This is a genomic window from Agrobacterium sp. LY4, from assembly GCF_001526585.1.
Lineage (GTDB): Bacteria > Pseudomonadota > Alphaproteobacteria > Rhizobiales > Rhizobiaceae > Agrobacterium > Agrobacterium leguminum.
Window position 1 is genome coordinate 106964 of the sequence record NZ_ASYA01000033.1, and the last position, 13015, is coordinate 119978.

A 13015-nucleotide genomic window follows, 5' to 3' on the forward strand; every position below is an offset into this window, starting at 1 on the left:
TAAACGTAAGAAAATACGTCACGAAAGTGTCAAACTTTCTGGCGTTTTTCGTGGTGCAGCGCGAGATAATCCGCACTGCGCATTTCAAACAGGCGCGAGGCGGTGCGATCGAACTCGAAACCTTCGGTCCCCTTGCGCTTGCCGAGCAGGTCTTCCGGCATGGCGGCAGCGGAGGCAAAAAGCCGGACGCTGTGGTCGTAAAGCGCATCGATGAGGATGATGAAACGCTTGGTCTCGTTGCGCTTGTCCGCGTTCAAGAACGGAATGTGATCGATGAAGACCGTATCGAAACGATTGGCAATGGCAAGGAAGTCGGAAGCCCCAAGCGGCTTTTCGCAAAGATCGGAAAAGGAAAAACGGGCAACCCGGCCGCTGGCGCGCGGCACCAGAATGGAACGGCCCTTCATCGGTATCTCGGTCGGTGCAACGAGGTGACCGGCAATCATGTGCCGCCATGCCATATCCATCGCCTGATCCGCCGAACCGTCGAGCGGCGTGACATAGACGGGCAGGCTTTCCAGCTTCTCCATCCGGTAATCGGTGGGGCTGTCCAGCGTCACCACCTCCACATGCTTCTTCAGGAGATCGACGAAGGGCAGGAACAGGCCGCGATTGAGACCATCCTTGTAGAGATTATCCGGCACGACGTTGGAGGTCGTCACCAATGTACAGCCATTGGCGAACAGCTCGCTGAACAGCCGCGCAAGGATCATCGCATCGGCAATATCCGTGACCGTGAATTCGTCGAAACATAAAAGCTCCGCTTCCGCCAGGAGCTGGGCGGCGACGGGCGGAATCGGATCGGCCTGTTTGGTTTCGCCATTCTTCAGCTTCTGCCGATGCGCATGCACACGATTATGCACATCCGCCATGAACTCGTGAAAATGGCAGCGCCGTTTGGAGGAAACGGGCGCCATCTCATAGAACATGTCCATCAGCATCGTCTTGCCGCGGCCGACACTGCCATACACATACAGCCCCTTGACGGCGGCGGCAGGCCCGGACTTGCGCGCAAACATCCAGCCGAGCGCGCTCTTCTTTTTGGCGGGCTTGCGTGCCTTCAGGTCGGCAAGGATACGGTCGAGATGCGCCGCCACGCCAAGCTGGGCGGCATCGGCCTGCAAGGTGCCAGCTGCCGTCAATGCGTTGAGCTGTTCAACGACACTATGATTGTAATCAGGCAAGGGCTTCATGGATAAACGCCTCGGACGCGGGCGCACAAAGGCACCCGCGACGAATGGACAGGCTTAGAGCGAAAAGAGCGTTCCGGCTGCACCGGAAAGCCTCATCGGCTGAGGCTGAGCGGCTGGCCGCTATTGGTTGTGCCATCGAAGCGCGCATCGGCACTCTTGTAGACGCGGCCAATCGTGTCACCCGAACGGTTCTTGAAGAGAACCATCTTGCCGGACACTTCCCAGGACCCCATCGCCGTCAGCTCGCCCGCGCAACCACGCGTGCCGCCACGCGAGCCGCTGCCGAGGTTGGTGAGCGTCAGGAACATGTCGCAATTGGCGCCGCCATTGGAAACGCGCCAATTGCCGACCATGGATTCCTTGGTAACGTCAAGTGCGGCCGCCGGCGGAGCGGCAGAAGCGACATTGGTTCCGCCAGGGGCGGCCGAGGCAGGTGCCGACGGGAACTGGCTGCCCGTGGCGCCACCGGGCGGCGGCAGGGCGCCGGACTGGACCGAGGGCACCGGCTGCGCCTGCAAAGGCGGCGTATAACCGGGATTGTTGCTGGCGTTGTTGTTGTAATCGTAGGAGGTACGTTGGCAACCGGCGAGAGTCATCACAACCGCAAGGCCCGTCACCACATATCTGAATTGCATATCAAGCTCCCGATTCTCTCGCTTCCGGAAAGATCATGATCAAACAAGAAGGCTGAATTATTACCAAAGCCTTATCTTGCGCAAGCGATGGCCGGGATAATTACCATTTCGGTCGATTTTTACCGAATTTTCCCACGCCGGGTTGTAAAAAGGGCCACGGTCGAGACCGCGGCCCGCTAGATTTTCTGTCGTCAGCGAATCGCCTTTAAACGCGGCGTTCGACCATCATCTTCTTGATTTCCGCGATAGCCTTGGCCGGGTTCAGACCCTTCGGGCAGGCCTGCGCGCAGTTCATGATGGTATGGCAGCGGTAAAGGCGGAACGGGTCCTCGAGATTGTCGAGACGCTCGCCGGTTGCCTCATCGCGGCTGTCGATCAGCCAGCGATAGGCCTGCAGCAGAACAGCCGGACCAAGATAACGGTCGCCATTCCACCAGTAGCTGGGACAGGAGGTGGAGCAGCAGGCGCAGAGAATGCACTCATAAAGACCGTCCAGCTTCAGGCGGTCCTCATGGCTCTGCTTCCACTCCTTGGCGGGCGTCGGCGAAACCGTCTTCAGCCAGGGCTCGATGGAGCGATGCTGGGCGTAGAAGTTCGACAGATCGGGAACGAGGTCCTTCACGACAGGCATGTGCGGCAGCGGATAAACCTTCACCGTGCCGTTAATCTCTTCCATGCCCTTGGTACAGGCGAGCGTGTTGGTCCCGTCGATGTTCATGGCGCAGGAGCCGCAAATGCCTTCGCGGCAGGAGCGGCGCAGCGTCAGCGTCGGGTCGATATTGTTCTTGATGTAGAGAAGCGCATCGAGAACCATCGGCCCGCAATCGTCGACATCGATATAATAGGTATCGATGCGCGGGTTCTGGCCGTCATCCGGGTTCCAGCGATAGATGCGGTATTCGCGCACATTCTTGGCGCCGTCCGGCTTCGGCCAGACCTTGCCTTCGCTGATCTGGGAATTCTTGGGGAGAGCGAGTTCAACCATATCCAGTTCCTCAAATCAGTAGACGCGCGCCTTCGGCTCGATCTTTTTGGGATCGATGCCGTCGGCGATGAGGTCGGTGTGAACAGGGCGGTAGTCGAGCTTGACGTCGCCCTCCGGGCTGACCCAGGCAAGCGTGTGCTTGCGCCAGTTCACATCGTCGCGACCGGCGAACGGACCGTCGACGAAATCCTCGCGGGCGTGCGAACCGCGGCTTTCCTTGCGCGCTTCCGCGCCATAGACCGTGGTGATCGCATTGGCCATGAGGTTGTGCAGCTCGAGCGTCTCGACCAGATCGGAGTTCCAGACCATCGAACGGTCGGTGACCTTGACGTCAGGCAGTTCCTTCCAGATGGCGGAAAGACGCTGGCAACCGCTTTCCAGCGATTCCTGCGTGCGGAACACGGCCGCATCGTCCTGCATGGCGCGCTGCATCTTGTCGCGCAGCACCGCCGTCGGCGTCGAGCCGTTGGCGTAACGCAGGCCGTTGAAGCGCTCCATGATCTTGTCGCAGGCAGCCGTATCGAGAGCGGGAACAGCCTCGTCACGATTGATGACCTGAGCGGCGCGGATCGCCGCAGCACGGCCGAAGACCACGAGGTCGATCAGCGAGTTGGAACCGAGGCGGTTGGCGCCGTGAACCGAGGCGCAGCCGGCTTCGCCAACAGCCATCAGGCCGGGCGCGATGCGCTCCGGGTTGTTGGCATCGGCATTCAGCACTTCACCCCAATAATTGGTCGGAATGCCGCCCATATTGTAGTGAACCGTCGGCAGGACCGGGATCGGCTCGCGGGTCACATCGACACCGGCGAAAATCTTCGCGCTTTCGGAAATGCCTGGAAGACGCTCATGCAAGATCGCCGGATCGAGGTGATCGAGATGCAGGAAGATGTGGTCCTTGTTCTTGCCGACGCCGCGGCCTTCACGGATTTCCATCGTCATGCAGCGCGAGACAACGTCACGCGAGGCAAGGTCCTTCGCGGAAGGCGCATAACGCTCCATGAAGCGCTCGCCTTCGGAGTTGACGAGATAACCGCCTTCGCCGCGTGCACCTTCGGTGATCAGGCAGCCTGCGCCATAAATACCGGTCGGGTGGAACTGAACGAATTCCATATCCTGAAGCGGCAGGCCAGCGCGTGCGATCATGCCGCCACCGTCGCCGGTGCAGGTATGGGCCGAGGTCGCCGAGAAATAGGCGCGACCGTAACCGCCGGTCGCCAGAACCACCATCTTGGCGGCAAAGCGATGGATGGTGCCGTCATCGAGGTTCCAGGCAACGACGCCGGTGCAGCGGCCGTCCGGAGACATGATGAGGTCGAGCGCGAAATATTCGATGAAGAATTCCGCATTGTTGCGCAGCGACTGGCCATAAAGCGTGTGCAGAATGGCGTGGCCGGTACGGTCGGCGGCGGCGCAGGTGCGCTGTACCGGCGGGCCTTCGCCGTAGTTCTGCATGTGACCGCCGAACGGGCGCTGATAGATCTTGCCTTCTTCGTTGCGCGAGAAAGGCACGCCGTAATGTTCCAGCTCATAGACCGCCTTCGGCGCTTCCATGGCGAGATATTGCATCGCATCGACGTCGCCGAGCCAGTCGGAGCCCTTTACGGTGTCGTAAAGGTGCCACTGCCAACAGTCGGGCGTCATATTGGTGAGCGATGCGGCAATGCCACCCTGCGCCGCAACCGTGTGGGAGCGCGTCGGGAAAACCTTGGTGATGCAGGCCGTGCGGAAACCCTGTTCCGCCATGCCGAGCGTTGCGCGCAGACCCGCGCCGCCGGCGCCCACCACGATCACGTCATAGGAGTGATCGACATAGGTGTAAGCCTTGCCATTCTGGGAAGGTGAACTGATCGATGCCATGGCGGGATTATCCTGCGAATGCGATTTTCAGAATGGCGAAGATGCAAAGACCGCCAATGAGAACCGCGAAAAACATATTGAGCATCAGAAGAACGAGCTTCGAAACCTCGGCGTGAATATAGTCTTCGATGATGACCTGCATGCCGAGCTTCATGTGGATGAGGCCGGAAACCAAAACCAGAGCCATGATGACCGCAACGAGCGGGTTCGACAGCGCCGCAACGACCTCAGGATAGGGTGCGCCGGCATATCTGATGAGGAAGACGACAAAGAAGATGAGCAACGGAACGTTGGCGACCGCAGTCACGCGCTGACGCCAGAAATGGTCGGTGCCTTCCTTGGCGGAGCCGAGGCCGCGAACCTTTCCGAGAGGTGTACGCATATCCATGAAAAATCTCCTCAGCGCACGATCAGGGCAATGACCCAGATCAGCGCGGTCAGACAGATCGACACCACCCACGAGGCCTTTGCCAGCTTGGTGGTAAAGTGCTTTTCGAAGCCGTAGCCCAAATCCCACATGAAATGGCGAAGGCCGCCAAGCATGTGATGAACCAAAGCCCAGGTGTATCCGATCAGGATGAGCCTGCCGATGATCGTACCCATCGCCCAGTTGACCCAGTCGTAATAGGCCGGACCCGAGGCGATAGCGATCAGCCACCAGGCAACCAGAAGCGTTCCGAAATAAAGAGCGCCGCCCGTGATGCGGTGCACGATGGATGCAACCATCGTCGGAATCAGCTTGTAAACTTGAAGATGCGGCGACAGAGGCCGGTTATTAGTCGCATTCGCCATCAGAACCTCGCGGCGTTTTCCCGTGCGCCCATCAGACAGGACGCCCCCAAGCAACAGCACATGACGAAAGAATGTGCATTGCACCAACCGCGACGTTTAATCACATGGGAGCATCACGACAAGCACATTTCATGGCCGATTCCAATTTAATCGATTGGTTCACGAATTTTTTTTGGAATTTTTTTGCGTCAAAATAAAAAATCGAGCGTTTCCAAGATTTACGCCCCTAAAATATTTACCTTTACGTAATTCATGAATCGTGTAATTTACCTTTGGTCAACCAAGAAAATCCGGAGAATGAGGCTCATGTTACAGCGCCGAATCGCCGCTTTGACCATGATGGTCGCAGGCGTCATTTTCACCGTGGTGCCTTCAGCGGCGGCAGAGAATTCTTATGGCCGCCGTGATTATCAGCACAACTATCAACATCGTCAATCGCAGGAGAGTTTCTCCACGGACGGGCTGCCATCCACCCTCTCCGGCGGTACTTACGTCGGTGCGATATCGGCGCTACGCGTTCGCGGCAACGGCAATTATTTCGCAATTGGCGGCGGGCTTTCACGGAAAGGCGCAGCGGTTGCGACGGGCGTGCAACTTGCGCCAAAGGCGAAAATCATCAATGTCCGTGCTGAAACCGCTGGCGACGCCTGCGCCTATGAACATGGCGTCTGCATTATCCGGCCCTGAAGCATTTTCGGCAAAAGCATGAAGCGGTTTACTGGAAATGCGCAATGCGCTGATCAGATGAAACGCCACACCGTGGTTTTCTTCACTTCGCTGTCTTCCAGCGCCCGCGTCACCGGCACCTGATAGGTCGCCTCCGGGCGAAGCCGCTCTTTGGGCAAATAAGCGCGTCCGGGATCGCCGACGAGGATGGTCACGCCTTTTTCCGTCAGCTCCAGAAACCACGGTACGAGAAGTTCGGCAAAGGCGCGGTCGTAAAACACGTCGCCGGCCAGCAGAACATCCGCTTCGACCGCTTTCCCAACCAGATCAAGCCCGGTGAAAGCAATGTCCACCTCATTGATAGCCGCATTCAGCCGAATGGCGGTCTCTGTCCACGGATCGATATCGGCCGCCAGAACAGCACCCGCGCCCGCCTTTGCCGCAGCGATGGCGACCAGACCGGAGCCGCTGGCGAAATCCAGCACGCGCCTGCCGGAAACGCTTTCAGGATGATCGAGAACGTAGCGGGCAAGCCCCTGCCCGCCGGCCCAGGCGAAGGCCCAGAAGGGCGGCGGCAGGCCGATCGCTTCCAGCTCCTCCTCCGTCTTCAGCCACAGCTCATGGGCTTCGGTGGCGAGATGAAGGCGCAACTCCGGCACATGCGGCGGATGCATGATGGTGGTATTGTCGAGAATGAAGCGTTCGGGGTCGGTCCTCACCGAAGCATCAATCCGGTGACTTCGGTGGATTGGCCAGACCGCCCATGCGGCAGACCTCGAGATATTCCTCTTCCGTCACCGGCTGCACGGAAAGCCGCATGGAAGTGACAAGCGACATCTTCGCCAGCTTCGGATTGGCTTTCACATCCTTCAGCGAAACGGGCTGCGGCATGTCGCACACGGCGCGGATATCCACGCAATCCCATTTCAGATCGCCTTCGGCGGTCGAGTCCGGATGCGATAATGCGCAGACTTCGACGATGCCGACGACATCCAGCCCCTCATTGGAGTGATAGAAGAAACCCTTGTCGCCGATCTTCATCGCGCGCATGTTGTTGCGCGCCTGATAATTGCGCACGCCGGTCCACTCTTCGCCCGCCTCGCCCTTGGCCTTCTGCATTTCCCAGGACCATTTGAACGGCTCGGACTTGTAAAGCCAGTAGTTCGCCATGTCCGGTCATGCTCCCGGATTGTTGAAGACCCAATTATAGGGCTTCACGTCAACGCTTTCGAACAGGCCGGCCTTGGCGTAGGGATCGGCATCGGCGAGAGCCTTCGCGGCGTCGATATCGGCGGCGTCAACGATTACGAGGCTGCCATTCGGCTTGCCTTCGGCATCCAGAAACGGACCGGCGATCTTCAGCGTGCCCTCGGCATTCAGCTTGTTCAGGTGCTCCAGATGCGCCGGGCGCGTTTCCATGCGCACATTCAGATGGCCGGGCTTGTCCTTGCAGATAAAGGCAAACAGCATTTTCGTCTCCTCGTTAAAACATGTCTTCCAAACGCGTCAGCGGTTTGGAGCGAAGACCCGCCCTCATTCGGTGGTGATGGGCCGTGTCATCAATTGTTGCATGGCGCTCGCCACATCCAGATTGCCGTCAATGATAGCGGCCACCGCTTCGGTAACCGGCATGTCGACAGCGTGACTTTCCCCGAGCCGGGCAGCGACGGCTGCCGCGAAAGCGCCCTCCACCAGCCCGCCGGACATATTCTTGCCTTCACCCCGGCCGAGCGCGATGCCGAAACGCAGGTTTCGAGACTGGTGGCTGGTGGCTGTCAGCACCAGATCGCCAAGGCCCGAGAGGCCGCGCACCGTGTCCGCCTTCCCGCCCATCGCGACGATGAGACGCGACATTTCGGCAAGCCCGCGCGAAATCAGCGCCGCCCGGGCGGAATCGCCAAGACCCGCGCCTTCGACGATGCCGGCGGCAATGGCGAGAACATTCTTCAGCGCCCCGCCAAGCTGCACGCCGATGCGGTCGGTCGAGGCATAAAGCCGGAAGGTCTTGCCGGAAATCGTGGTCGCAAGCCGCTCGGCTATCACCGCATCTTCCGCCGCAATCGCCATGGCCGTCGGCAAACCACGCGCTATGTCGGCTGCAAAGCCCGGACCGGACAGAACCGCAATCGGGTGATGCGGCAGTTCCGCTTCCAGAAGTTCCGTCAGCAGCCGGCCGGAACTGCGGTCGATACCCTTGGCGCAGGTGACAATGATTGAGTCATTAGCCAGGTAAGGGCCGTAGTGACGGGCCGCATCGGCATGAGCCTGCGAGGGCATGGCGAAGAGGACGATGCCGGCGCCGGCCAGCACATCGGGCTCGGCGGAAAATTCAAGCGCATCCGGCAGATCGACGCCCGGCAGGGCCGCCTCGTGCACGCCGTCGCTCCTGAGGTCGGCCATCAGCGATGGGTCGCGGCCGAGCAAGGTCACGTCATGCCGATTTTCCAGCGCGATGACCACAGCAAGCGCGGTTCCGAAGGCGCCGGCGCCGATGACGACGATTTTCTCCCGCTGCATCAGGCCTTGGCTCCCCTTTTACCGAAACCGATCAATGTCTCCGCGCTGCCATCCAGGGGCCAGCGCGAGCGCGGCGGGATTTCGAGCGGATCGGGGTCCCGGCCGTCCGCCATGCGCTCCAACCCCGCCCAGGCGATCATCGCGGCATTATCGGTGCAGAGCCGGTGCGGCGGCGCGACGAAGCGGAAGCCATGGGTATCGCAAAGCGATTGCAGCGTCTGGCGGATTTCCTGATTGGCGGCGACGCCGCCGGCGACGACCAGAGCAGGCTCGATTTCTGTATGCGGAAATTCTTGGCTGAAACGGGCAAGGCCACGGCCGATCCGATCCTTGAGCGTGCGCGACACCGCTTTCTGGAACGAGGCGCAGATATCGGCGATATCCTGCTCGGAAAGCGGCGCGATGGCGGTAGCCGCCTGCCGCACCGCCGTCTTCAATCCGGAGAAGGAAAAGTCGAGCCGTGCTTCGCCGACCATAGGGCGCGGAAGCGGAAAGCGGTTCGGATCACCCTTCGCCGCCGCCTTCTCGACCGCAGGCCCGCCGGGATAGGGCAGGCCCAGAAGTTTCGCTGTCTTGTCGAAGGCCTCCCCCAGCGCGTCATCGATGGTGGTGCCCCAACGCTCATAATCGCCCACGCCACGCACCAGCACCAGCTGGGTATGGCCGCCGGAGACGAGCAACATCAGATAGGGAAAAGACAGGCCGTCGGTAAGGCGCGCCGTCAGCGCGTGGCCTTCCAGATGGTTGATGGCATAAAGCGGCTTGCCGGCCGCCTTGGCGATGGCCTTGCCCGTCATCAAACCCACCAGCAGGCCGCCTATAAGGCCGGGGCCGGAGGTGGCGGCGATGGCGTCGACATCGGCAAGGGTCACGCCCGCCTGCTCCAGTGCTTCTTCCACCAGCGTATCCAGCGCCTCGACATGGGCGCGCGCGGCAATTTCCGGCACTACGCCGCCATAGGCGCTGTGTTCCTCAAGCTGCGACAAAACGACGTCGGAGACGATCTCGCCATGGCCGTCCGCATGCCGAACCACAATGGATGCGGCGGTTTCGTCACAGCTTGTCTCTATGCCGAGGATACGAAGAAAGGGGGTCATCAAATCTGTTCGTTCATTGCGATCATGCGCTGAGTTGGTCTAAGACAACTCCGGTAACAATGGATAGACGCGGATGCAAACAAAACCTTTCCGAATCGGCACGCGCGGCAGCCCGCTGGCGCTCGCGCAGGCTTACGAGACGCGCAACCGGCTGATGGCGGCGCATGGCCTGCCGGAAGAAATGTTCGAAATCGTCGTGCTGTCCACCAAGGGCGACCGGATAACCGACCGCGCTTTGTCGGAAATCGGCGGCAAGGGCCTCTTCACAGAGGAGCTGGAAAGCCAGCTTTTGTCCGGCGAACTCGATATGGCCGTGCATTCCTCCAAGGACATGCCGACCGTTCTGCCCGAAGGCCTCTATCTGTCCGCTTTCCTGCCGCGCGAAGACATACGCGACGCCTTCATCGGCCGCACCGCACCGAAGCTGCTGGAGTTGCCGCAGGGCGCCGTGGTCGGTTCCGCATCCCTGCGCCGCCAGGCGCTGATCCGCCGCCTGCGGCCGGATCTGAGCGTCATCATTTTTCGCGGTCAGGTCGATACCCGCCTGCGTAAGCTGGAGGAAGGCCAGGCGGATGCGACGCTTCTCGCCTTTGCCGGTCTGAAGAGACTTGGTAAGGACAATGTTCCGACGGAAATTCTCGACCCGAAGGAATTCCCTCCTGCTCCAGCCCAGGGCGCAATCGGCGTGGAAAGCCGCATCGGCGATACGCGCATGGACGAACTGCTCGCTCCCATAAACGACAGGCCCACTCATGATGCCGTGACCTGCGAGCGCGCCTTTCTGGCAGCACTCGATGGTTCCTGTCGCACGCCGATTGCCGGCTACGCCACCTGCGATGGCCAGGAATTGCATTTTTCCGGCCTGATCCTCACCCCCGATGGCCAGACGAGCCACGGCATCGAAGCCTCCGGCAACCGCCGCGATGCGGCAAAGCTCGGCCGGCAGGCCGGCGAAGACGTGCGCGCCAAGGCCGGCAGCAATTTCTTCGAAGGCTGGAGCTGAGCCGATGCGGATCGTCGTCACCCGGCCGCAGCGTTCGGGCGAAAGGACGGCCGCAAAGCTTGAAGCGCTTGGCCATGCGCCGGTGCTTCTTCCGCTGTTTTATCCCGCCCATCATGGCGAACGCGCCGTCTCTGCGCTATCCGCCCCGCTGGCGGCCATCGCGGTGACCAGCGCCGAGGCGCTGCGGGCGCTGGAAACATCACGGGACGGGCTGGCTCCCTATCTGTCAAAACCGCTTTTCGCCGTCGGCGGAGCAACGGCGGAAGCGGCGGAAAAAACCGGCTTCGAACAGATTTTCACCGCCTCCGGCGACGCCGTGAGTCTGACCGCGCTGGTGACTGAGCACCGGACTCTATTTTCCGAAGAAGAGCCCCTGCTCTATCTCGCTGGCAGGCCCCGTGGCGCCGTCTTCGCGGAAGGCCTTGCCGCCGCCGGCATTCCCTTCAGAACGGTGGATTGTTACGAGATGCTGCCCTCCGACATTTCGGAGACGATGCTAGAGACGGCGCTTGTCGAAAGCGCTGCCGATGTGGTCCTGCTCTATTCATCGGAAGCGGCGCGGTCCTTTTTTCATCACGTATCGACGGAAAAATACGTGGCGGCGCTGGCAACGACACAATTCATCTGCATCAGCCGCAACGTGTTTTCTCTCGTTCCGGAAATCTTCCGCGCAAACGCCAAGGCCGCCGAAGAACCGAGCGAGGCCGCGATGTTTGAACTTCTACACCATAACTCTGGAACCTAATTCGAGCTCGCCTCTTTCCTTTGCCGCCGTCACTGACTAGGTTTAGATTACTGCAGGCAGAAATGAGGTTGTCATGGTATCGGGAAAGCCGCCACGCCACTCCAAGTCCAAAGCCGAACCGGTCACCATCGACCTGGACGCCAAAGACGTGAAAGCAATTTCCGCCGACGTGGACGCTGCCAAGACGGACGAAAAGCCCGGTGACAAAACACCTGAGGCCACCGCAGAGTCGGGTGTTTCGGAGACAAAGCCCGAAGCAGCCGCAACGGGTAACCCCGCCCCCATCTGGGACCAGCCCAAGAAAACCCCTATCGAGCCCGAACCCAATGTCGGCAAAGCGGAATCCGTAGCCACGGCACCGAAGACTGAGAGCCCCGCAGACACGCAGAAAGAGCCCGTCTCGCCGGCCCCCGTTTCGCCCAAAGCCGATACAAAACCGTCGACGGGCACCACTGACACGAGCGCGGCTGCGGCTGCAGCAGCTGCTACGAAGCCGGCCTTCGGCTCCACAGCGTCCTCCAGCGCATCCAGCGGCGCCACCGCTGCAAAACCATCGACGGCGACCTCCTCCTCAGGACCGGCAAAGCCCTCCACACCGCAGCAGGCGGAGCGCAAACAGGCGGCGACCTCCGGCCTGATCGCGGCAGGTATCGTCGGCGGCCTTGTGGCGCTCGCCGCCGCCGGCAGCATGCAATATGCCGGGATCCTGCCCTCCTTCAATGCAGGCAGGGCGGGAAGTGAGGAAATCGCCGCACTGAAAACCGATCTCGGCAGCTTGCGGCAGCAGCTTGCCAACGCGCCAGCCGCCGACACCTCGGCGCTGGAACAGCGTATCGCAACCCTCGAAGGCGCAAAGGGTGAGGCCCCGCAGGTGGATGGGCTGTCGGAAAAAATCGCCGCGCTGGAATCCACCTTCCAGTCGGAGCGATCCGCACAGGCATCGGCGACGGCGGAACTGACACGCCGTCTTGCGGATGCGGAAGCCAAGATCAACGAGCCGCGCGACGATATTGAAGTCGCCCGCGCCATCGCTTCCGCCGCGCTGAAGGCCGCGATCGATCGCGGGGGGCCATTCCTGACAGAACTCGACACGCTATCCAAGGTAACGCCCGACGATCCGGCCATCACATCGCTGCAATCCTTCGCCGCAACCGGTGTGCTGTCACGTTCGGAACTGATGCAGAAATTCCCTGACGTCGCCAATGCGATGCTTTCCGCGATCAACCAGCCAGACCCCAATCAGGGCATCATGGAACGCCTGACCGAAAGCGCCTTTTCGCTGGTGAAGGTGCGCCCTGTCGGAAATATCGAGGGCGAGACCCCAGAAGCCCAGATCGCGCGCATGGAAAACAAGCTGCGCAACGGCGATCTGCAGGGCGCGGCGCTTGAGTGGAACGGGCTTCCCGATGCCGCCAAGACGGCATCCGCCGATTACAAGAAATCGCTGGATGCGCGCATCGAGGTCGAGAATCTGGTGGGCGGCACGTTGAACCGCGCCATCACCAGCACCGGCAGGCAGGGGTAA

At 60.8% G+C, this 13015-nt stretch carries 15 protein-coding genes; 4 read left to right on the top strand and 11 right to left on the bottom strand.

Annotated elements, in window-relative coordinates; genetic code table 11:
- Positions 1 to 29 precede the first annotated feature (29 nt).
- From zapE to sdhC, 6 genes are all read right to left on the bottom strand, one after another.
- Positions 30 to 1193, bottom strand: a complete 1164-nt coding sequence (gene zapE, locus L904_RS20720; RefSeq protein WP_035263522.1) for a cell division protein ZapE — start codon at positions 1191 to 1193, stop codon at positions 30 to 32.
- A gap of 92 nt (positions 1194 to 1285) precedes the next feature.
- Positions 1286 to 1828: a protease inhibitor Inh/omp19 family protein gene (locus L904_RS20725; RefSeq protein ID WP_003523510.1), complete on the bottom strand. Its 543-nt coding sequence runs from the start codon at positions 1826 to 1828 to the stop codon at positions 1286 to 1288.
- A gap of 205 nt (positions 1829 to 2033) precedes the next feature.
- The gene (locus L904_RS20730) at positions 2034 to 2813 is read right to left on the bottom strand and encodes a succinate dehydrogenase iron-sulfur subunit (RefSeq protein ID WP_003523509.1); all 780 of its coding nucleotides are present in this window, start codon (positions 2811 to 2813) and stop codon (positions 2034 to 2036) included.
- Positions 2814 to 2828: 15 nt separating this feature from the next.
- Positions 2829 to 4670: a succinate dehydrogenase flavoprotein subunit gene (sdhA, locus tag L904_RS20735; RefSeq protein WP_003523508.1), complete on the bottom strand. Its 1842-nt coding sequence runs from the start codon at positions 4668 to 4670 to the stop codon at positions 2829 to 2831.
- A gap of 7 nt (positions 4671 to 4677) precedes the next feature.
- The gene (sdhD, locus tag L904_RS20740; protein ID WP_020811956.1) at positions 4678 to 5058 is read right to left on the bottom strand and encodes a succinate dehydrogenase, hydrophobic membrane anchor protein; all 381 of its coding nucleotides are present in this window, start codon (positions 5056 to 5058) and stop codon (positions 4678 to 4680) included.
- Between the two features lie 11 nt (positions 5059 to 5069).
- Positions 5070 to 5462, bottom strand: a complete 393-nt coding sequence (gene sdhC / locus L904_RS20745) for a succinate dehydrogenase, cytochrome b556 subunit (protein ID WP_003523506.1) — start codon at positions 5460 to 5462, stop codon at positions 5070 to 5072.
- A 306-nt stretch (positions 5463 to 5768) separates the two neighbouring features.
- Between sdhC and L904_RS20750 the strand changes: the two genes are divergently transcribed.
- Positions 5769 to 6149 carry a hypothetical protein gene (locus tag L904_RS20750; protein WP_035262468.1) on the top strand — a complete coding sequence of 127 codons (381 nt, stop codon included), beginning with the start codon at positions 5769 to 5771 and terminating at the stop codon, positions 6147 to 6149.
- A gap of 53 nt (positions 6150 to 6202) precedes the next feature.
- Here the strand turns inward: L904_RS20750 and L904_RS20755 are convergent, their stop codons facing one another.
- From L904_RS20755 to tsaD, 5 genes are all read right to left on the bottom strand, one after another.
- Positions 6203 to 6847: a methyltransferase gene (locus L904_RS20755; protein ID WP_035262467.1), complete on the bottom strand. Its 645-nt coding sequence runs from the start codon at positions 6845 to 6847 to the stop codon at positions 6203 to 6205.
- A gap of 7 nt (positions 6848 to 6854) precedes the next feature.
- Positions 6855 to 7298, bottom strand: coding sequence for an EVE domain-containing protein (locus L904_RS20760; RefSeq protein WP_003523502.1), 444 nt, complete (start codon positions 7296 to 7298; stop codon positions 6855 to 6857).
- Positions 7299 to 7304: 6 nt separating this feature from the next.
- A complete protein-coding gene (locus L904_RS20765) occupies positions 7305 to 7598 on the bottom strand; it encodes a YciI-like protein (protein WP_003523501.1) in 294 nt (97 codons plus the stop codon).
- A gap of 63 nt (positions 7599 to 7661) precedes the next feature.
- Positions 7662 to 8645 carry an NAD(P)H-dependent glycerol-3-phosphate dehydrogenase gene (locus tag L904_RS20770; protein ID WP_035262464.1) on the bottom strand — a complete coding sequence of 328 codons (984 nt, stop codon included), beginning with the start codon at positions 8643 to 8645 and terminating at the stop codon, positions 7662 to 7664.
- Positions 8645 to 9742: a tRNA (adenosine(37)-N6)-threonylcarbamoyltransferase complex transferase subunit TsaD gene (gene tsaD / locus L904_RS20775; RefSeq protein ID WP_035262462.1), complete on the bottom strand. Its 1098-nt coding sequence runs from the start codon at positions 9740 to 9742 to the stop codon at positions 8645 to 8647. The genes L904_RS20770 and tsaD overlap by 1 nt, the downstream gene beginning before the upstream one ends.
- A 73-nt stretch (positions 9743 to 9815) precedes the next feature.
- Between tsaD and hemC the strand changes: the two genes are divergently transcribed.
- The 3 genes from hemC to L904_RS20790 all read left to right on the top strand — a co-directional run bounded on the left by hemC (position 9816) and on the right by L904_RS20790 (position 13015).
- On the top strand, positions 9816 to 10745 hold the full coding sequence (gene hemC / locus L904_RS20780; protein ID WP_035262460.1) for a hydroxymethylbilane synthase: 930 nt from the start codon (positions 9816 to 9818) through the stop codon (positions 10743 to 10745).
- A 4-nt stretch (positions 10746 to 10749) separates the two neighbouring features.
- The gene (locus tag L904_RS20785) at positions 10750 to 11490 is read left to right on the top strand and encodes a uroporphyrinogen-III synthase (RefSeq protein WP_035262459.1); all 741 of its coding nucleotides are present in this window, start codon (positions 10750 to 10752) and stop codon (positions 11488 to 11490) included.
- Positions 11491 to 11563: 73 nt separating this feature from the next.
- A complete protein-coding gene (locus L904_RS20790) occupies positions 11564 to 13015 on the top strand; it encodes a COG4223 family protein (RefSeq protein ID WP_035262456.1) in 1452 nt (483 codons plus the stop codon).